A 20,574-nucleotide genomic window follows, 5' to 3' on the forward strand; every position below is an offset into this window, starting at 1 on the left:
GCTTCGCTCCAACGTTCCACTCAGTCCAGAACCGGGGGCGGGCCGCACCATGGGGTGAATGTTCTTTGGGGCTGGGGAAATCGGTGCGGATGAGAAGCTGGGCTGACGCCGTTAAGCTGCCCGCATGGCAGGCAGGTGGAATGCGCTGGGGAAGCAGTTGGGGCTCGTGGCCAAGGAGCAGGGGTCGCAGCTGGTGAAGCAGCAGGGTCCGAAGTTGATCGGGCGGGTGGCGCAGTCGTTGGCGCGGGGGCGGGCGGTGGCGCGGAAGCCGAGTGCGCCGACGGTGCGGCCGACCTCCTCGGCGGGGGTGCCGTCGCGGGAGCGGGCGCGGCAGATCGTGTACAGCCCGCAGTTGGACGGGCGGGCGGATCCGGGGGAGATCGTATGGACCTGGGTGCCGTATGAGGAGGATCCGAGCAATGGGAAGGATCGGCCGGTGCTGGTGGTGGGCCGGGAGCGCGGCACGCTGCTGGGGTTGATGCTCTCCTCCAATGAGGATCACGCGCATCACGACAATTGGGTCGGGATCGGGCCGGGGGCGTGGGATCACGCCGGACGGCCGAGCTGGGTGCGGCTGGATCGGGTGCTCGATGTGCCGGAGGGTGGTATCCGCCGCGAGGGCGCGATCGTGCCGCGCAAGACATTCGACCTGGTCGCGCATCGGCTGTGCGCCGAATACCACTGGTACTAACCAATATTTATCCGAGTGTATTGACGGATCCGAGTAATAGCCCGAGACTCTCCCCGTGCGGGCGGGTGAAATGTTCGCGGGCTTTCGGATCGAACGCAAGCTCGGCGCGGGCGGTATGGGTTCGGTATATCTGGCGCGCCATCCGCGACTCCCCCGGCAGATCGCGCTCAAGGTGCTCTCGGAGACAAGCAGTTCCGATGCCGAGTTCCGGGCGCGCTTCCTGCGCGAGGCCGAACTCGCCGCGCGGCTGGCGCATCCGAACGTGGTCGCGATCCTGGACCGCGGTATGGAGGGCGAATCCCTCTGGATCGCAATGCAATACGTACAGGGCTCGGACTCCGCCGAACTGCTGCGCAAGTTCCCACTGGGCCTTCCCGTCGAGCGCGCGGTGCATATCGTCACCGAGGCGGCGCGCGGACTCGATGCCGCGCATGCGGCGGGAATGCTGCATCGGGATGTGAAACCCGCCAATATCCTGGTCTCGCCCAGCCCGGACGGACCGGATCGGGTACTGGTCACCGATTTCGGAATCGCCCGCGCCATAGGCGAATCCACCGAGCTCACGGTGGCCGGAGAGGTATTGGCGACGGTCGCGTACGCCGCACCCGAGCAGCTGCGCGGTGAACCCCTCGATCATCGCGTCGATGTCTACGCCCTCGGTGCGACGCTGTACCAATTGCTCACCGGCTCGACACCTTTCCCCTACACCTCGGCGGCGGCGGTGATGCAGGCGCATCTGGCGGAGCCGCCGCCGCTACCGAGCATCGCCAATCCCGCACTGCCGCAATACCTCGACCGGGTGATCGCGCGGGCGATGGCGAAGGAGCCGGATCAGCGCTATCAGAATTGCGGCGAACTGGCAGCCGCGGCCGCCGCGGCGCTGCGGGGCGAGCAGGTCGCGGAGGTTCCGCGCGCCCGCACCGGCGGCAAACGGCTGCTGTCGACCGCGATCACCCTGGTCGCGCTGGCGCTGGCGATCACCGCCACGGTCTTCGTGATCAGCCGGGACGGCTCCGAAAGCACCTCTCCCCCAACGGCTTCCCCCGCTCCGATCGCCGATGATTCCGGCCCCTGGGGTACGGTGGGATTCGCCGTCGCCGCCTTCCCCAAGCTGCTCCCGCATTCGCCGACGAGCAGCGGATTCCGCGGACTGTGGTGTGAAGCCCACGATCAATCCAGCCATGTGGTGCCCCTGGATGTACGTCGGCCTTTGGTCTGGCTCGAGTGCAGCGCCGACGGCGATCCCGTTGACATGATCTGGCTGGACTGTATGACCAGCCGTTTGACCTGGCCGGATAAGACCTGGGAGATCACCGCATCGGGTGAGCGGCAGTGGACGCGCGGTAACAGCACCGGCCGAATCATGTGGGGCGACAACCAGGTCAACGGTCATCGCCAGGGCAATGTGCGCATTAATTTCGATGATCCGGGGCGCAGCTTCTGTGTGATGGAGTTGTTCAGCTCGACCGTCTCTGGACAGGACATCCTCGACACCTGGTGGCCCGATGCTCCGATCTAGATTCGCGGCCCTCAGCCCGGGCCGCCGAATATTCGCCGCGCTGTCCTGCCTCGTCGTCGCAATCCTGGTGGCGGTGCTGTCGTGGGGCGCGCGCACGGTGCCCGGAACACCGGTCTCGGCCGATATCTCGTTGAGCGACTTGGACTTCGGCGAGTTCGGTGCGGAGACGCTCAGCGAGCCACGCAATGACAAGGAACGCTACAGTCGGCTCATCGAATCGGCGCGCATGTCCGAGGCGGTGGCCGATCCACGGGAGGTCGACGCGTCACTGAGCCCGCGCGCGCCCGCACCGATACCGCGCGCGGCCGATACCACCGGCATTCTCGCCGATGTGGCCAGCCCGATTCTCACCAAATACGGGATGCTGGCGGGATATTCGGTGGTCGGCTGCCCACCGGCCAACTGTCCGACCTTCAATCGCCCATGGTCGCTGCGGATTACCGCACTGCGATTGCCCGATGATGCGGCGGCCCGCAGCGCGGCCACCGAGATCGAGGCGGCCGATTTCGCGGTGAGCCCGGACAATGTCGCGGTTACCCTGCCGGAATATCCTGCGGCACACGGCCATTGGCGTCCCACCGTACCGACCCTCGGCATAATCCTGGCGCACGGACCATTCGTCGTCACCATCTTCGTCACCTATCCGAATCCGGATCTGGGCGAACTGAGCACACTGGCCACCAAGGCACTCTCGGTGCAGGTGCCGAGACTGGACCGCTTCGCGCCGACCCCGGTCGCGGAAATGGCGAATCTGCACCTGGATTCGGACAACATGCTGCGCCGCATGGTGCCCACCACGCGCGGCGAGTGGTCCTATCCGTACATCAGCAAGCTGCAAACGGAGAACGCGGCGGGCGAAGGCATCTACGTCGAATCGAGCGGGGTGGTGTTCGGCCACACCGGTGCCGCACATGCCATTCCCGGGGCCGCCCAAAGCGCCGGAATACCCGCCGACGCCATCGAGAGCATTGCCATGATCGACCGCAATTGGATGATCCGGCTGCGCGATGCGCCCAGTGCCCGCCGCCTGGCGGCCGAGGAATCCAGCTACGGCCGCAACCAGTCACCGATGGCGGATCCGGCCGTGCCCGATACCAAATGCCTTCGGCGAGAAGGAATTGTGCCGGTCTACTACTGCGTCGTTCGGGACGGCCGCTATGTGGCGGTGGTGAACGCGACCGATGAGAAGACCGTTCACCAGCGTGCCGCGGCACAGTACGCGCTACTCGTGCGGAACAGGTAGGGCCGCGAGTGCGCACACTCGGGCCGGGTGCCCTGGTCGCCGGATATCGCATCGAACGACGTATCGGCAGCGGTGGAATGGGCAGCGTGTACCTCGCCCGGCATCCGCGACTGCCACGCTATGACGCGCTGAAGATCCTGTCGCACGGGGCGGACGAGGAGTTCCGGGCGCGCTTCCTCCGTGAGGCCGAATTGGCGGGGCGGCTCGATCATCCGAATATCGTCGCCATCTACGACTGCGGCAGCGATGACGACATGCTGTGGATCGCCATGCAATTCGTCGACGGCTATGACGCGGCGAAGCTGTTGAAGGAGCAGGAACGAGGACTACCCGCCGAACGCGCGGTGGCCATTGTGACCGGGGCGGCGCGGGGACTGGACGCGGCGCATCGCGCCGGGCTGCTGCATCGGGATGTGAAGCCCGCCAATATCCTCATCGCGCCCGGCGGGGCGGACGGGACGGATCGGGTGCTGGTCGCCGATTTCGGAATCGCGCGTGCGACAACGGAATCCGGTGGGCTGACGGCGGTGGGTCAGGTACTCGCGACGCTGGCGTTCGCCGCACCCGAACAGATCAGCGGCGGTGCCCTCGATGAGCGCACCGATGTGTACGCGCTCGGCGGCACGCTCTACCAGTTGCTGACCGGTGCGGCGCCCTTCCCCCGGGACACCGTCGCCGCGGTCATGCACGCGCATTTGACCGCGCCCCGCCCCGCACCCAGTGTCATCGAGCCGGCGCTGCCCCGGGCGCTCGATTCCGTTGTGGCACGGGCCATGTCGATCGATCCGGCAGGTCGCTACCGCAGTTGCGGCGAGCTGGCGGAGGCGGCGGCCGGGGCGCTTTTGGTGCCGAACGCACCGTTGCGGCGCGGATGGATTCCGGGCCGGGATCGGCGGCGCGGCGCAAGCGGACGTGACGGCGCGAGCGGACGTGACGGCGCAAGCGGACGTGGCAGCGCAAGCGGGTACAGCAGGGCAAGCGGGCGCGGCCGGGTCGGGCGCGGGCGTGCGGTGGTGTTGATCGCAGCGGTGACAGCGGTGGTAGCGGTCGCCGCTGTCGTCCTGGTGGCCACCCATACCTCCGGTTCCGATGCCGCTACCGCCACCGGTACCTCGACCACCGTCGCCGGATCTCCCTGGCACGCTTTCGGTTTCATCGCCGATGCCTTTCCCGCACTGCTGCCGTCGACGCCTTCGGGTCGCGGGTATCAGAACCTGCGCTGCACCGCCTCCGATAATGCGAGCAAGGCGGTGTCCATCGACGAGGCCCTGGATCAGCCGGTGCTGGTCTGCACGAACGGCGATATCAGCCTCTGGGCGACCTGCAATACGAACCGCTCGGCCATGCCCGCGCTGGAGATCACCGATAAATCACTCGGCAATGCAGCCTGGTCGCGCACATCCGGCACCGGGGCGGCGGAGTGGACGACCTTCGAGACCGACGGACAAGCCCGGGGCCAGTTGAAAATCCACTTCGACGACGCCGCGCGTAGCTTCTGCAAACTGCGGATCACCGGCGCGAACTCCGGTCGCGAACTCTACGACCAGTGGTGGCCCAACGCCCCGATCTAGCGAGGACCAGGTTGTGACGAACGAACACACGCGGCGGGCGCTACGGCGCGCGGCGACCATCGCGGCGAGCCTGACCCTGCTGGCCGGCCTGCTCAGCGGCTGCGGCGGTGATGTCGTACCGGGCAGCCCGCACCCGGCCGCACCGGATCTGTCCGGACTCGACGTGGGCGAGCTGCCCACCGAACAGAGTGCCGCGCCCGCCAATGACAATGACACCTACGGGCGGGTCCTGGAATCCGTGCGCCTGGGCGAGGCGGTGATCAAACCGACCGATTTCGACAAGGATCTGGTCTACGGCGGTTCGGCACTGTTGCCGACCGCCGGTCGCGCCGCCGTGCTCGCACCGGAGATCGCGCTCGAACCCATCGCCGAGCTCGGCATGATCGCCGGTTACGCCGTCAACGGCACCGATGATCCGAACGCCCGCGGGCCGAAGATCGGCGAGTCCAAGGTGCTGCGCCTGACCGTACTGAGCTTCCGTGAGGACCCGACCGCGCGGCTGGTGGCCGGGCGGATCACCGCCGCGGCCGCCGCCCTCAGCCCGGATACCCGCCGCGTCGACATCCCGGGATTCGCCGACGCGTACGCCGTTTCGCGACCGCGGTCACCGGTGCTGGTCACCGCCATCGCGCATCAGTCGTACGTCGTGGTGGTGTATGTGGCCGATCGAGTTCCGGATACCGTCGCGCTGGCCGCGCGCACCGCGGCCGCCATCACCGCGGAGCTTCCGCTCCTGGACGGATTCACGCCGACAGCATCGGACAAGCTGTCCGCCATGCCATTCGACAGCGACGGGATGCTGCGCCGACTCCTGCATCCCGATCCCGGGAAATGGCCGTACCCGGCGGCGGATCCGCTCGGCGCGACCCCGGTGGATACGACCTGGTTCGCCTTCGCCAATGGCACCGGTGTCGTCTACGGGCCGCGCGCGCTATCCCACCTGTTCGGGCGCGGCCCGGCCACCGGTGAGACCAATCACGATGACGTCGAACGCGCCGCCTTCGCCGGTAATTGGTGGCTGCTGCGGCTACCGGATGAGAATCATGTGGCCACCATGTACGCCCGTGTCCTGGCCAAAACGGCTGCGAATGGCGATATTCCGGCCTCCGCCCCCGTGGGAGTCCCCGGCTCCGCTTGTTTCCGGGCGAAGGACGCCGATGACAACCATCGCGAAACCCGCTACCGCTGCTATGTCTCCGACGGCCGCTACTGGGCGGTCATCACCGCCCAGGACGAGAAGACCGTCCGCCAACGCGCCGCCGCCCAATACGCGGTACTCGTCCGCAACCGCTGACCCCCGTGCATAACCGCCACCCCCACAACGGCAGACCCAACCTGTCGGCCCCTCGACGGACTCGGGGGACCGGCACCACCTCTCGCCACGGCCCCGAGCCCCGCTCCGCGAGACAGGGGCCCGGTGATCTCGAAAAGCTGTCAGCTCAACATGTTTCGCGACCGGCCGAACAGGAGCCCGTAGACCAGAGCACCCAGCACACCGCCGACGAGTGGGAAGACGATGAAGACCCACAGCTGCGCGGGCGCACCATCCTGGAAAAATGCCACCGCGATACTGCGCGCCGGGTTCACCGAGGTGTTGTCCACCGGGATCGAGATCAAGTAGATGACGGACAGCGTGCCACCGATCGACAGACCCGCCAACGGCACATCCGAGAGCTGATCGGTGGAGGCCAGCACCACGAACACCAGCAGCGCGGTCAATACGACCTCGACGGTGATCGCCGCCGCCAGCCCGTAGCCATTGATGGTGATCCCGGCGAGTTCGACTCTGGACGGGCTGTGCGCACCCCAGCCGTTCGCGCCCAGACCATCCTTGGCGCGGTCATAGGACGGCAGGTTCTTGGCGATCGCGTAGATCACGGTGCCGGCGAGCAGACCTCCGATGATCTGCACCACCCAGTACAGTCCGGCGACCGCGATCGAAATCCGGCCCAGCAGTAGCTGACCCACCGTGACCGCCGGATTCACATGGCAGCCCGAGATCGGGCCTATCGCGTACACCAGGAACATCAGCGTGAGGCCGAAGGCCAGCGCCACACCGAGCGCACCGACCCGATTACCCGCTAGCACTGCGGTACCCACGCCGCCGAGCACCAGTACGAAGGTGCCCAACGCCTCCGCGAACAGTTTCCTGCCCAGTGCGATCGGTTCGAAATCGGCGATTTCCTCGGTTACTTCCTGCGCTGTGGGAGACATCAGCCACCTTCCCGGATCGACCCGCCCTGAAGGGAGAGCACCTGCGTTCTGCTGCATCACGCGTCACGCGAGTCGAGTGATCTCCACTTCCACTTCCAAATCAGTCGACCCGCTTCCGCTGAAGATACCTTTCAACGGGGGCACATCCGCGTAATCACGGCCAACTCCGACCGAGACATGTTGCTCGGTGACGGGGATATTGTTGGTCGGGTCGTAGCCCCACCACTGGCCGGTCCAGGCCTCCACCCAGGCGTGCATCTGTCCGGCGACGGTGCGTCCCACCTCGGCGGCGGGGTCGGGGTGCAGATAGCCGGAGACGTAGCGACTGGGAATTCCCATGGTGCGCAGCAACAGCAGGGTCAGGTGCGCGTAATCCTGGCAGACGCCCTGCCTTTCGGCGAACGCCTCGACCGCGGAGGTGTGCACATCGGTGGTTCCGGGTAGATAGTTCATTTCGCGATGCACCCACTCGGCTCCGCGCACAACGGCTTTGGCGGGTGGGACGCCGCGCGCGAGCTGCCGGGCGACCGGGGCGAGTCTGCGTTCGCGCGGGACATACGCGGTGGGCGTGAGCAATTCGTCGAAGCAGTCGATGACCTCTTCGGCGCGTAACTCCTCCCAGGACAGTTCCTCGGCGGGTCCGGCGAAAGGTTCGGTCTCCACCACCGATGCGCTGGTGACCTCCAATTCGGTATGCGGGGCATGCAGGTCGAAGGCCGTCACGATGGTGCCCCAGTAGTCGACGTAGCGAAAGGAGCGGGTGGAGGGCACCGTCTCGACCCGATTGAGGATGACGTTCTGCCTGCTGTCGGCGCGCGGAGTCAACCGCGCCTCGTTGAACGAGCGGGACACCGGCGTGTCATAGACATACCCGGTGGTGTGCACCACTCGCATTCTCCAGCTCATGCCGCGCCCCGGGGGTACGTGCCCAACGCGCTCATGCTGTGTCCTTTCCGGCATGAACGGGCGCACCGCGTCTTTACGCGGGCTGCCTCCTTCGTGCCCAACCCGTTCATACCGTGTCCTTTCCGGCATGAACGGGCGCACTGCGTGGTTACGCGGGCTGCCTCCTTCGCGCCCAACCCGCTCATACCGTGTCCTTTCCGGCATGAACGGGGGCACCGCGTGGTTACGCGGGCTGCCTCCTTCGTGCCCGACCCGTTCATGCCGGCTCCTCGACCCTCGTACCGTTGCGGCCGTGCAAACCGGTCCAGGCGACCCAGGATTCGGCGTGGAAGTACTGCGACGCCACGGCTTCTCCGACCTCGTGGCAGGTTTCCTGAAGCCAGAGCAGGCGGCTGGGGAGATCCTCGAGCAGGACCGAGGCGGGTAGGTATTCGAGTTCGCTCCGCGCCCGGCCCAATAGTCGATGCGCCTCCTGCCGGGCGGCGAAACGACTGTTGGGGCGTTGATCCAGTTCCTGTAGGCAGGTTTCGGCCACCTTCAGGGAATGGAATACCGAACGCGGGAAAAGCCGGTCCAGCAGGATGAATTGGGCTATTTGATTGGCATCGAGAACGCCACGATGCGTTCGCAAATAGGGGTCGTGAGCTCCGGCCGAGCGCAATACCGTCACCCAGGCCGGGGAAGAGGTGCGATCACCCGCACGTGAAAGCAATAGGCGCACAGTCATATCGACGCGTTCTATGGATCGGCCCAGCAGCAGAAAACGGTAACCGTCGTCCCGGCTCATTGTGGAATCTGATAGCCCGGCGAACATGGCGGCCCGATCGGTGATGTAGTGACAGAACTCGTGCGGCCCGAGCGCGCGTGCGGCGCGTTCGGCGGCGGCGAGTCCATTATAGGTGGCATTGAGACATTCCCACATTTCAGTGGAGGCGACTTCTCTTGCGCCCCTGGCATTTTCGCGTGCACGACCGACGGAATCGACTATCGAGCCGTCGCGATCACGGCCGAAGGCGACGCGCTCGGTCACCGACCAGACATCGAGCTCCTCCTCCGGTGGATCAATACTCAAGACCCGCAACAGGACTCGGGAGGTTCGATCCGGGTCCACCGTGGCGTCTTCGAGTAATTGATGTACCGCGACATCGAGAATACGCGCCGTGTACTCGGCGCGTTCTATATAACGGCCGATCCAGAATAAAGATCCGGCATTGCGCGCCAACATAATTCAACCGCCTAGCTATATCTGATCCGCCTCCGCTGCGCTGCGGCTTTCGTGGCCCGTCCCGCCGCTTCCCGCCTCCGCTCCCCCGCTCCGTCACTCCAGAACCGGGCGGGCCACGAACTTCAGGTTGGAACCGATGGAGCGACTGTTATTGCTGTTGTTGATTCGCCCGTACGGGCAGGGATTCCGGCGACTGATCGCGTTCACCGGGAAGGGCCATTTCGCCGACCAACTGATCACCGGACAGTTCCCGCTCGGCCACAGAGGTTCTCGGAGCCAGCACCCAGGTGTCCTTACTGCCACCGCCCTGGCTGGAGTTGACGACCAGGGAGCCCTCGGGGAGTGCGACCCGGGTCAAACCACCCGGCAGCACCCAGATGTCGTCGCCGTCATTGACGGCGAAGGGGCGGAGATCAACATGTCGGGGTGCCAAGCACGGGCCGATTTTGCTTGGCACAGTGGACAATTGGACGACGGGCTGGGCGATCCAGCCGCGCGGATCGGCGCGCACCTTGCGGCGCACCGCGTCCAACTCCTTCTGGGTGGCATCCGGGCCGATGACGATGCCGTAGCCGCCGGAGCCCTCCACCGGTTTGACCACCAGCTCGGCCACCCGATCGAGCACCTCGTCGCGCTCGTCGGGTTCCCAGCAGCGGTACGAATCCACATTGGGCAGAACGGGTTTCTCACCCAGGTAGTACTCGATGAAGGCGGGCACATAGGTGTAGACCAGCTTGTCGTCGCCGACGCCATTGCCGACGGCATTGGCCAGCACCACCGTGCCCGCGCGGGCCGCGTTCAGGATTCCGGCGATACCGATCATGGAGTCCGGGCGGAACTGCATGGGGTCCAGGAAGGTGTCGTCGATACGGCGGTAGATGACATCCACCTGCCGCTCGCCCGCCGTGGTGCGCATATAGACGGAACTGTCCCGGCAGAACAGGTCCCGGCCCTCCACCAGTTCCACGCCCATCTGCCGGGCCAGCAGCGAATGTTCGAAGTAGGCGGAGTTGTACACACCCGGGGTGAGCACTACCACGGTGGGATCCGCCTCATTGGGCGCGGCGGCCGCGCGCAGGGCGCGCAGCAGATTGCTCGGATAGTCGCCGACCGCGCGCACCCGATGCGAGGCGAACAGGTCCGGGAAGACGCGCGCCATGGTGCGGCGGTTCTCCATCACATACGAGACACCGGACGGTGAGCGCAGATTGTCCTCGAGCACCCGGAAGTCGCCGTGCTCATCGCGAATCAGATCGATACCGGCGACATGAATGCGAACGCCATTGGGCGGAATCAATCCGGTGGCCTCGCGATGGAAATGCGCGCAGGAGGTGACCAGGCGTTTGGGGATGACCCGGTCGCGCAGAATCGTCTGTTCACCGTAGACATCGGCGAGGAACGCCTCGAGCGCGCGCACCCGCTGTTTGATGCCGCGCTCGAGTTTGGTCCACTCCGTGGCGGCTATTACCCGGGGCACCAGGTCCAGCGGGAATGGCCGCTCCTGGCCCGAGAGCGAGAAGGTGATGCCCTGATCCACGAACGCGCGGGCCAGCGCCTCGGCCCGGGCCGCCAGGTCCGATGCGTCGATGGCGGCCAGGGCGGCGAAAATGCCCCGGTACGGGGCGCGCGGCCGGCTCGCGGGATCGAACATCTCGTCGTAAGCCTGCGCATAGCGCCCTGGACGGTATCCGGCGAAGACTCCGGTGTGCGCACCGTCGATCTCGGCGCGGCCGTTCGGTTCGGGAGCGGCCGCGGCCGCTCGTGCGGCTGCGGCGGGGGTCATGCAAAAATAGTCCATCACGCAGGAGCAACACGCAGTTGGACCGGGATAAATTTCTCGTATCGGGGGGATTGCGAGCGGGGTCGATTTCATACCCCGAAGCGTTGCCTGGTAACCTCGACCGTCGGTGCTGCGCTACAGGCTGCATAGTGCGCCCGAAGAACTTTGCTTCCCGCATAAACCACCACACGAAGGAACACGAGGAAACAAGCGTGGCAAACATCAAGTCCCAGATGAAGCGGATCCGCACCAACGAGCTTGCGCGTCAGCGCAACCAGTCGGTCAAGTCCGCGCTGCGCACCTCGATCCGCAAGTTCCGCGAGGCCGCTGCCGCGGGCGAGAAGGACAAGGCGATCGAGCTGCTGCAGTCGGCGAGCAAGAGCCTGGACAAGGCCGCCTCGAAGGGCGTCATCCACGCCAACCAGGCCGCCAACAAGAAGTCCGCGCTGTCGCTGGCCTTCAACAAGCTCGGCTGACAACCCCGGTAGACATACCGAACTTCATGCTTGGAACAGCCACCGTGGCCACGATGACCACGGTGGTTCTTGTTGTATCAGCCCTGGGGACTTGCTGAGTCGCGCGGTTCCCTGCAAGATGGCTGCCATTGGGCCGGGGGCCCGTTCGAACGTCGGGGGACGTTGTTCACCACCTGCGTTGGGAGATCTCTTGACACCGCTACGTCGTACGAATTCGTCCTTGATCCGTGTGGCGGTGGCCGCCGGCGCGGTCACGCTCGCGGTGATCGGCGGGGTTGGCACGGCTGCCGCCCGGCCGATCGGACCGTTCGATGTGGGCGGGGCGATCGAGGTCGAGTACGACCAAGCGGGTGGGCCCGGATTCTTCGGTGATCCGACCGGACCCGAGAGCGATGCCGCGGGCGGGGGCAAGAAGCAGGAATTCGCCAATAACGTCTCCATCTACTGGACACCCGCGACCGACGCGCACGCCATCGGCGGGGCCATCCGCGAGAAGTGGCGCGCGATGGGCGCGGAGGCCGGGGCGTTGAAGTTCCCGACCACCGATGAGGGCGCGACCGGGAAGCCGGGACGCTTCCAGCACTTCCAGGGCGGGTCGATCTACTGGTCCATCGGATCCGGCACCCATGTCGTGAGCGGCGCCATTCGCGACAAGTACGCGGCGGCCGGGTGGGAGAACAGCCCGCTGGGGTTCCCCATCTCCGATGAGGCCAAGACCAACAAGGGTGACGGGCGCTACCAGATGTTCGAGGGTGGGGCGATCTACACCTCGCAGAAGGGCGGAACCCGGACCATCTGGGGCGCGATTCGCGACGAGTGGGTGCGCAACGGCTCGGAGAACGGGCGCTACGGGTACCCGACCAGTGATGAATTCGATTACAAGGACGGCAAGGCGCAGCAGTTCGAGGGCGGTCAGATCACCTGGACACCGTAGAGCGGTCAGATCGGACCCGATACAGCAAAGCGCTACCCGTCATTCCGGCGAGCTTTCGGCCGGAATCCACACGGCCCGGTCTGGCTTTCGCGGTGTGGATCCCCGCCAATAACATGCTGCGATAACGACGGGCGACCCCATGCCGGATGACGACGGGCGACCCCATGCCGGATGACGACGGGCGACCCCATGCCGGATGACGACGGGCGACCCTGAGGCCGGTCCATCCTCAAGCGCGACCGATGCGGGAACCGGTGCCGTTCAGGCGGATTCGCGGAGGTCCAGAATTCGGGCGAGGGCGTGTTCGAGCGCGTAATTGGTGTCCGCCGCACCGCTCAGGCCGACTCGCCGCACCGCTCAGACGGACTCGCTGCACCGCTCAGGCCGATTCGCTGCGCCGCTCAGACGGATTCGCGGAGGTCGAGGATGCGCGCGAGGGCGTGTTCGAGCGCGTAATTGGTATCCGCCGCACCGCCTTTGACATCGGCGTTCAGGCCCGCGACGATCTTGAGGGCCGCGCCGATGGACGCGCCGTTCCAGCCGCGGGCCTGGGCCTGGGCCTTCTTCACCTTCCACGGCGGCATGCCGAGATCGCCCGCGAGTTTGAACGGGTCGCCGCGGCCCGCGGAGCCGACGCGGGCGATGGTGTGCACCGAATCGGCGAGGGCATCGGCGAGCAGCACTGCGGGGACACCGCGGTCGGTGGCCCAGCGCAGCGCCTCCATGGCGGCGGGGCGGTCGCCGGAGACGGCCAGATCGGCGACGTCGAAGCCGGTCACCTCGGCCTTGCCGGAGTAGTAGCGGTGCACCGCGGCGATATCGATCTTGCCACCGGTATCGGCCACCAATTGTGAACTGGCGGCGGCCAATTCGCGCAGATCGGAGCCGATCGACTCGATCAGGGCCTGCACCACGTCCGCCGAGACGCGGACGTTCGCGGCGCGGAACTCATTGCGCACGAACTCAATTCGCTCACCGGCCTTGGTGAGTTTGGCGGCCGGATGCACCACCGCGCCCATCTTCTGCAGCGCCGGTGCGAGTGCCTTGGCGCGCCCGCCGCCGGCGTGCAGCACCACCAGCACCACGCCTTCGGGCGGTGCGGAGGCGGCATCGGTGAGCACCGCGACCGCATCCTTACCCGCCTCGGCGGCGGCCTCGAGCACGATCACCCGATCCTCGGCGAACAGGGAGGGGCTCAGCAGCTCGGCCAACTCCGGGGCGCTGGCATCGCCCGCCCGCAGCCGATCCACCGGCATCGAGTCCGGCTGGGACGAGGCGGCCCGGGCCTGCGCGGTAATCGCCGACACCGCCCGCTCGATCAGCAGTTCTTCATCGCCGAGCACGAGATGCAGGGGTGCGGGTCGTTGGCTCACGCGCTCGATCCTACGAGCCCGCCCCGACAACCCCGGCACCCGTCACCCCGCGCCGAGTCGCGTACGCGATCCCGCGATGACGAGAACGCACAGCACCGCGGCGATCACCCCGGAACGGACTCCGGTGGGGAGTGTGATCGAGGCGCCGAGCGCGGCGGCGTGATCGGCGACGGTGAGCAGCCACCAGAGCGGTGGTGCGGTGCAATACAGCACCAACTCCCCGAGCGGGGCCCAGCCGCAGGCCAGCAGCGCCCCGATCGCTCCCAATACAGTGATCGGCGCGATCACCGGTTCCACCAGCACATTGACCACGATGGCCACCAGGCTCAGATGCCCGGTGATGGCGATGACAACGGGTGTGGTGACCACGAACGCGGCGGCCGCCACCGCGAACGCGTCGGCGGGCACCCGCCACCAGCCGTGCGCGCGAAGCCGATCCGACCATCCGGGCGCGAGCACTATGAGCCCGGCCGTGGCGAGGACCGAGAGCGCGAACCCGGCGTCCACCGCCAATCGTGGCGACCACGCCAGCAGCGCGATGATCGCGGTGCACAGCGCGGGTAGCGCCTGTTTGCGCCGCCCGGTGCACAGGGCCAGCAGCGCGACCGCGCCCATGACGGCCGCCCGGAGGACGCTCGGCGAGGGCCGGGCCAGAATCACGAAGAGCAGCAGGGCGATTCCGGCCGCCACGGCTCCCACGCGCGGGTCGACGGTCAGGGTTCGCATCGAAACCACCACGGCCCCGAGCAGAATGGTGATATTCGCGCCGCTGACAGCGGTCAAATGCGCCAAGTCCGTCTCGCGGAAGTTCTCCCGCACCTGCTCGGGCAGCCGCGAGGTATCCCCGATCACCAAGCCCGGCAACAACCCTGCCGCATCGCCGGGCAGCGCGCGCTGTGCGGCCAGCGCGAAGTCCGCCCGCACCCGCCCGGCCCCGCGCTGCCACCAGGGTGGGACCCCCACCGCCGACGGCGGCCCCTCCGCGCGCAGTACGGCGACCGTCAGATCCGCCCGCCAGGCCGCCGACACCCGAGCCCGAAACACCACCTCCTGTCCCGGCAGCAATCCCTTCCAGCCCACCTCGGGCGCCAGCACCGTTACCGCACCCCCACCCCGCACCACTTCCCCGCCCACCCGGAACTCGACCAGATCAGCCCGCACCAGCACCTTCTTCCCCCCGAACCGCTGCTCCCCCAACTCCTTCGGATCATCCGCGACCACCACACTCACCCGCACCCGTTCCTCCTTCCCCACCGCCCGCAACGGATGCCCCTGCACCCGCCATTCATGCCAGGCCCCCGCCCCCGCAAACCCGGCCCCCACCGAAAACGCCCCCAACAACACCCACCCCATCCCCTTGCGCCACCCCCGCCCCTCCGGTCGAATCATCAACCCCCACAACCCCACCGCCAACAACAAACACCCCACCGCCGTACAAACCCCCACCCGCCACCCACCCACCAGTGCCACAATCGTCGCCCCCCAACAACACACCGCGGCGGGCACCAACCGAGCATCCAACTCCTCCGGCGCTTCCTCGCCTTCGGCGGCGGCTCGCCGGGCATTCTCATCGACAGCCATCACCCCGCCGTTCTTTCGCTACCACCGCCGGACCGGTCGCCCGGAGGATGTCCCCGGCTTCCACCGGCCGGACCACCTCGGCGCTGCTTGCGCCCGCCGTCTTGATTCGGCCACGCGGGCGGCCGGATACTCCCGAGATCGGCTGTGCCACCGAGGGTGTGGATTCCGGCCAAAAGCGCGCCGGGATGACGGGGGACGACGCGACCCCACCGTCGACGTCAGCAGGAAGCCGCCGCAGCCCGCCGAGATATGTGCCGTTCATATGGTCACCGCCGTGCGGAGGCGGTTCAGGCGGGAGGGGCCTATGCCTTCTATTTCGGACAGTTGGTCTATCGAGGTGAAGCGGCCGTGTTGGGTGCGCCAGGTGAGGATGGCGCGGGCGGTGATGGGGCCTACGCCGGGGAGGGTGTCGAGTTGGGCTTCGGTGGCGGTATTGAGATTGACCTTGGCGGTGGGGCCGGTGGTGCGGGACGGGGCGGTGGATGTCCCCGCGGTGGAGGGGGTTCCGGTCGCGCTGATGACCTTGCTGCCGACCTGGACCTGCTGGTTCGCGGGGCGCGGGCCGGTGCGGCCGATTACGAGTTGATCGCCGTCGCAGAGGTGCTGGGCGAGGTTGAGGCCGGACAGGTCGGCTTCGGGGCGGGGAGTCGCCGCTTTGAGGGCATCGGCCACTCGGGCTCCGGAGGGGAAGCGGCGCAGGCCACCGTGCTCTACCAGTCCAATGACGCTGACGACCAATTCACCGGTGGAGGCGGGATGGCCATTCACATCGTTCGGTGACCCGGCTGACGGATTCGGTACGGCCACGGGAGCTTGCGGCCCCGGAGCCGCACCGGGTGGGACGGCGGGCGCGGCTGCGCGGCCGGTGGACACGGTGGACCCGCCGGATTTGGGAGCGGAACCGTTCGGAGCGGCTCCGGGTACCGCGGCTGCGGCGTTCTCTCCCGGTGCGGTGGCCGCGCCGGGCATCGCGGTTTCTCCGACGGTAATCGGTGGAACCGGTTGCACTACCGGCCTTTCCCGGAATGAGACGAGTGCCGCCAGCACAACCGCGACCGCCGCCACTGCCGCCAGCACGAGTGCACCGCGCGGACCCGGATCCCACCTGGTTCCACGAAAACGCTCGGGCACCAGGCGCTCATGCCAGAGCGAGACCGGGCCGCACGGCTCGGAAAGCCATGCGGGCGTGGATGACCCATCGGCACCGTGCGTGTCGGCCTGCGGGTCGGGATCATATCGGCCTGCTGAGTCCCGCGCGCACGCCGAGGAGTTCGGAAATCCCGCGCGCTCATCGGAGTCCGAGTCCCGCTCGCGTGGGGACGGATTCGGCTTCGTAGCCGCACCGGGCTCCGAACGCCGCTCATTGTCGGACGGGTCGGTGTCCCAGCCGTCGGCGTCGCAGTTGCGGATGGTTCGGCCGGGGGTGGCGAGGGATTCGGCGTTCCAGCGGGGTGGGTGGGGCGGGGTCGGGGTGAAGGGGGGCGGGTCGGTGAGGCCGCCGAGGCGGCGGCTGACCTCGCTGCGTTCGTCGGTTTTCGGCATGCGGTCGACGGTATGACCGGCGGTGGGTTCAGCCTCGGGGGCGACCTGGGGTTTTCGCTTGCCTGTGGATACTCTCCAGCGTTGTGGAGAGCGTGATTCCAGATTCGGCGCACCGCACCGGCAGCGCTACGACCTGCTAATTCATCTTCTCAGCCGCAGCCGCCGGGTACGACGAGCGCGCCCACCGCGCCCATCCCCAGGTGCACTCCGAGGGTTGGTCCGAACTCGGTGACGATCAGTTCGCGAATGCCGGGGATGAGGTCGCGGAGCTGACCGGCGACGGTGCTCGCGGCCTCCTCCGCACCGAGGTGCTGGACCGCCACCGCGGCTCCGTCGTCACCGGCCGCATCGACCGCCGCCGCAACGAGTTTGGCGAAGGCTTTGGAGCGGGTACGGGCTTTCTCCCGCAGTTCCAGCCGGCCCTCGACGATCTGCAGAATCGGTTTGGTCACCAGCTCGGTGCCGAAGAACGCCGCCGCGGTGCTCAAGCGCCCACCGCGCCGCAACTGTTCGGTGCGGTTGACCACGATGAACGCGCGCCCGCGACTGGCCGCGGCCACCGCCGAGTCGTAGACGATATCCAGGGAGGCCCCGGAGCGGGCCCGGCGCGCGGCGGCCAGCACCGGCAGTCCGGTGCCGAGTCCGGCACTGAGCGAATCGACCAGCCGCACCCGATCGGCGGCGTCCATATCGCGCACCGCCTGCCGCCCGGCCTCCCAGGTTCCGGAGAGTTGCCGCGAAATATGCACCGCGACAACACCGTCTCCGCCGCTGAGGTCGAGCGCCCGCTCGTACGCGGCCTTCAGATCACCCGGTGACGCCCCGGAGGTCGTGACCGTGGACGAGCTGTAGTCGATATCGCAGTCGTCCACGCCCTCCCGGATCTCCCGGTCGTCGACGAGCACATGCAGCGGTACCGCGAGCACGCCCAGTTCGGCGACGAGATCAGCGGGCAGGCCGGCCGACGAGTCGGTGACAACCACGACGGCCATCGGCTAGCGATCCTCCTCGCGCGCAACGCCTTTCATACAGTCCGAACCTGCCCGGCGGTCACTTCGGAAAGCACCTTCACCATGGCCTGGGCGACGGCGACATGCCCCTCCCAGCCCCAGTGGATGCCATCGGGATTGGCGTCACCGTGGAAGACGTTCTCGCGCACGGCTTCTCCGAGATCCACCAGCGGCACCGAATGCGCCTCGGCCCACTTACGCGTCGCCCGCACCATGGGTTCGCGTCCACTGTGATGCCGTGCGTACGCGTCACACTGATGCACGGACGGCAGCACCGCCACCATGGGCAGTTCGGGCCGCAAGCCCGCCAGCGCGTTTCGTGACTGTTCGAGGTAGTCCACGCTCACCGCGGGCGGCAGCGCCACCGGCCATCCCAGTGGAGAAAGCTTGGGCTGCAACCAGTTGTACGCGGTCCGCACCTGCCGCCGCGCGAAAGACGGTCGCACATAACGGATCAGCTCACGCAGCGCGGTCGGCAGCGGTGACGGCAGGGAATCCATCCCGCCGGTGGCGAACACCACGGCTCCGGCGCGCGGCACGCTCGCCCACACCCGCGGATCACCGATCAGCGCCCAGTAGGCGTCGCGGCAGGTCCAGCCGATGCGCGCGACCAACTCCACATCCCAGCCGAGTTCGGCCGCAACGAGATTCGGCCAGATCTTGGGATGGTTCGCGGCCAGCCCGCCCTTGGGTCCGAAATAGGACAGCGAGTCAGCGATGACCAGCAGCACCGGGCGTTCGCCGGGCATGGCCGGTGCGGGGGTGTCAGAGGACATCGGGAGCTACCTTCGCCAGCGCGTTCCATACATCGAGACGCCAGCCGGGCCGATCCAAGCTCGGACCGTGACTGGTCAACTGCACCCAGCTGGTATTGGCCAGCCCGCCCAGGGCGGGCCAGTTCACCGGGGGGAGGTCGAGAATGGCCGCGGTCAGCGCCGCGATCAGCCCGCCGTGCGCGACCAGGATGATGGTACGGCCGGGCCAATCCGCGCGCTCGGTGAACAGTTCCTGCACCACCGGCAGCGCTCGCGCGCCGACCTGCAACTTGGATTCACCGCCCGGCGGGGTGAAGGCGGCGTCGAGCCGCCATTCCTTGCGCGCCCCGGGGGAAATGGCGTCGACCTCGTGATGGGTCAACCCCTCCCACTGGCCGAGGTCGGTTTCGCGCAGCCGGGTGTCGGTGACGACCGGCAATCCGGCGTGTTCGCCGACGCACAGCGCCGTGTCGTGGGCGCGCCGCAGATCCGAGGAGATGATGGCGATGACATCACCGGTCGCCATCTCCGGTGCGCAGTCCTTGGCCTGGCGGCGGCCGATATCGCTGAGTTCGGTGTCGATCTGGCCCTGCATGCGGTCGGTGGCGTTCCATTCGGTCTGCCCGTGCCGCAACAGGATCAACCGGCGGACGCCGGCGAGCTTGCTCACTACTCGGCTCCGGCCTCATCGTCTCCGGCAGCGGCTGCCTGGGCGCGCTGGTCTTCGAGTCCTTCGACGGGCACCTGCGGGCAGTCCTTCCACAGGCGCTCGAGGCCGTAGAAGTCGCGCTCGTCATTGTGCTGGATGTGAATAACGATCTCGACGTAATCCAGTAGCGCCCAACGGCCTTCGCGGGTGCCCTCGCGGCGCACCGGCTTGTACCCGGCGTCGCGCAGCTTGTCCTCGACATTGTCGACGATGGCGTTGACCTGGCGCTCGTTGGGCGCGGACGCGATCACGAAGCAGTCGGTGATCACCAGCTGTTCCGAGACGTCCAGAATCACTACGTCCGATGCCAGCTTCTCGTCGGCCGCCAATGCGGCCACCGTTGCCATCTTCACCGCTTCGACGGATGCGCTCACCCTGTTGCTACCTTCCCGTTGCTGTCCGGCACATACAGGTGCCGCTTGGATATGTATTGCACGACCCCGTCTGGGACGAGGTACCACACCGGCCGACCTTCGCTCGCCCGTTTCCGGCATTCGCTCGATGAGATCGCCAGGGCGGGAATCTCGATCATGGTGACGGCGTCGGCGGGGTAGTCGCGAAGGTGTTCGGCCAGATGGTCGATATTCAATTCGTACCCCGGACGACTCACTCCGACGAATTTCGCCAGTTCGAACAATTCGGCCCAATCCTGCCAGGTGAGGATGCTGGCCAGCGCGTCGGCACCGGTGATGAAGTACAGATCCGCTTCCGGATACTGTTCTCGCAGCTCACGCAGGGTGTCGACGGTGTAGGTTTTTTTGCCGCGGTCGATATCGGTACGGCTGACCGAGAAGCTCGGATTGCTCGCGGTGGCGATGACGGTCATCAGATAGCGGTCCTCGGCCGAGGAGACGTACCGGTCGGCTTTCTGCCAAGGCTGTCCCGTCGGGACGAACACCACCTCGTCCAGCGCGAACCGATTCGCCACCTCACTGGCCGCGACCAAGTGCCCATGGTGGATGGGGTCGAAGGTGCCGCCCATCACCCCCAACTTGCGGCGCCCGTTCGTATGCACAAAAACCGAGCTTACCGGGGGGCGATTGGA

The 20,574-nt window shown here is 67.2% G+C and carries 19 protein-coding genes; 7 read left to right on the forward strand and 12 right to left on the reverse strand.

What is annotated here, in order from left to right; translation table 11 throughout:
• Window positions 1–124 precede the first annotated feature (124 nt).
• From NA10_RS16810 to NA10_RS16830, 5 genes are read left to right on the forward strand one after another with little or no spacing between them, the layout of a single operon-like run.
• On the forward strand, window positions 125–691 hold the full coding sequence (locus NA10_RS16810; RefSeq protein WP_067568795.1) for a type II toxin-antitoxin system PemK/MazF family toxin: 567 nt from the start codon (window positions 125–127) through the stop codon (window positions 689–691).
• A gap of 55 nt (window positions 692–746) precedes the next feature.
• Window positions 747–2,210, forward strand: coding sequence for a serine/threonine-protein kinase (locus tag NA10_RS16815; RefSeq protein WP_067568796.1), 1,464 nt, complete (start codon window positions 747–749; stop codon window positions 2,208–2,210).
• Window positions 2,197–3,453, forward strand: coding sequence for a DUF7373 family lipoprotein (locus NA10_RS16820; RefSeq protein WP_157556573.1), 1,257 nt, complete (start codon window positions 2,197–2,199; stop codon window positions 3,451–3,453). Before NA10_RS16815 ends, NA10_RS16820 begins: the two co-directional genes overlap by 14 nt.
• 8 nt (window positions 3,454–3,461) lie before the next feature.
• Window positions 3,462–5,024 (forward strand): serine/threonine-protein kinase, encoded by a 1,563-nt coding sequence (locus NA10_RS16825; protein ID WP_067568798.1) that lies wholly within the window; start codon window positions 3,462–3,464, stop codon window positions 5,022–5,024.
• Window positions 5,025–5,037: 13 nt separating this feature from the next.
• Window positions 5,038–6,318, forward strand: a complete 1,281-nt coding sequence (locus NA10_RS16830) for a DUF7373 family lipoprotein (protein WP_067568799.1) — start codon at window positions 5,038–5,040, stop codon at window positions 6,316–6,318.
• Window positions 6,319–6,458: 140 nt separating this feature from the next.
• Here NA10_RS16830 and NA10_RS16835 read toward each other — a convergent pair whose 3' ends face one another.
• The 4 genes from NA10_RS16835 to NA10_RS16850 all read right to left on the reverse strand — a co-directional run bounded on the left by NA10_RS16835 (window position 6,459) and on the right by NA10_RS16850 (window position 11,152).
• On the reverse strand, window positions 6,459–7,238 hold the full coding sequence (locus NA10_RS16835) for an aquaporin (protein WP_067568800.1): 780 nt from the start codon (window positions 7,236–7,238) through the stop codon (window positions 6,459–6,461).
• Between the two features lie 63 nt (window positions 7,239–7,301).
• Entirely contained in the window at window positions 7,302–8,144 is an 843-nt protein-coding gene (locus NA10_RS16840; protein WP_084514830.1) for a transglutaminase family protein, read from the reverse strand.
• Between the two features lie 256 nt (window positions 8,145–8,400).
• A complete protein-coding gene (locus NA10_RS16845) occupies window positions 8,401–9,369 on the reverse strand; it encodes an alpha-E domain-containing protein (RefSeq protein WP_067568802.1) in 969 nt (322 codons plus the stop codon).
• 148 nt (window positions 9,370–9,517) lie between these two features.
• Window positions 9,518–11,152 carry a circularly permuted type 2 ATP-grasp protein gene (locus NA10_RS16850; RefSeq protein ID WP_067568803.1) on the reverse strand — a complete coding sequence of 545 codons (1,635 nt, stop codon included), beginning with the start codon at window positions 11,150–11,152 and terminating at the stop codon, window positions 9,518–9,520.
• Window positions 11,153–11,361: 209 nt separating this feature from the next.
• Between NA10_RS16850 and rpsT the strand changes: the two genes are divergently transcribed.
• Complete coding sequence (rpsT, locus tag NA10_RS16855; protein WP_067568804.1) at window positions 11,362–11,625, forward strand: 30S ribosomal protein S20; 264 nt, start codon at window positions 11,362–11,364, stop codon at window positions 11,623–11,625.
• Window positions 11,626–11,854: 229 nt separating this feature from the next.
• Window positions 11,855–12,559 carry an LGFP repeat-containing protein gene (locus NA10_RS16860; RefSeq protein ID WP_307188398.1) on the forward strand — a complete coding sequence of 235 codons (705 nt, stop codon included), beginning with the start codon at window positions 11,855–11,857 and terminating at the stop codon, window positions 12,557–12,559.
• Window positions 12,560–12,960: 401 nt separating this feature from the next.
• On the opposite strand, the gene holA is transcribed toward NA10_RS16860, so the two are convergent.
• The 8 genes from holA to nadD all read right to left on the reverse strand — a co-directional run bounded on the left by holA (window position 12,961) and on the right by nadD (window position 20,544).
• Window positions 12,961–13,932: a DNA polymerase III subunit delta gene (gene holA, locus NA10_RS16865; protein WP_067568805.1), complete on the reverse strand. Its 972-nt coding sequence runs from the start codon at window positions 13,930–13,932 to the stop codon at window positions 12,961–12,963.
• Window positions 13,933–13,974: 42 nt separating this feature from the next.
• Window positions 13,975–15,168, reverse strand: coding sequence for a ComEC/Rec2 family competence protein (locus NA10_RS16870; protein ID WP_245677500.1), 1,194 nt, complete (start codon window positions 15,166–15,168; stop codon window positions 13,975–13,977).
• A 603-nt stretch (window positions 15,169–15,771) separates the two neighbouring features.
• A complete protein-coding gene (locus NA10_RS38180; RefSeq protein ID WP_067568807.1) occupies window positions 15,772–17,055 on the reverse strand; it encodes a ComEA family DNA-binding protein in 1,284 nt (427 codons plus the stop codon).
• Between the two features lie 149 nt (window positions 17,056–17,204).
• Entirely contained in the window at window positions 17,205–18,047 is an 843-nt protein-coding gene (locus NA10_RS16880; protein ID WP_067568808.1) for a DegV family protein, read from the reverse strand.
• A 32-nt stretch (window positions 18,048–18,079) separates the two neighbouring features.
• Window positions 18,080–18,841 (reverse strand): diglucosylglycerate octanoyltransferase, encoded by a 762-nt coding sequence (gene octT / locus NA10_RS16885; RefSeq protein WP_067568809.1) that lies wholly within the window; start codon window positions 18,839–18,841, stop codon window positions 18,080–18,082.
• Complete coding sequence (locus NA10_RS16890) at window positions 18,831–19,490, reverse strand: histidine phosphatase family protein (protein WP_067568810.1); 660 nt, start codon at window positions 19,488–19,490, stop codon at window positions 18,831–18,833. Before NA10_RS16890 ends, octT begins: the two co-directional genes overlap by 11 nt.
• On the reverse strand, window positions 19,490–19,903 hold the full coding sequence (rsfS, locus tag NA10_RS16895; RefSeq protein ID WP_067568811.1) for a ribosome silencing factor: 414 nt from the start codon (window positions 19,901–19,903) through the stop codon (window positions 19,490–19,492). The genes NA10_RS16890 and rsfS overlap by 1 nt, the downstream gene beginning before the upstream one ends.
• The gene (nadD, locus tag NA10_RS16900) at window positions 19,900–20,544 is read right to left on the reverse strand and encodes a nicotinate-nucleotide adenylyltransferase (protein WP_157556574.1); all 645 of its coding nucleotides are present in this window, start codon (window positions 20,542–20,544) and stop codon (window positions 19,900–19,902) included. The genes rsfS and nadD overlap by 4 nt, the downstream gene beginning before the upstream one ends.
• Window positions 20,545–20,574 lie beyond the last annotated feature (30 nt).

Source organism: Nocardia acidivorans NBRC 108247 (genome assembly GCF_001625085.1).
GTDB classification, from domain to species: domain Bacteria; phylum Actinomycetota; class Actinomycetes; order Mycobacteriales; family Mycobacteriaceae; genus Nocardia; species Nocardia acidivorans.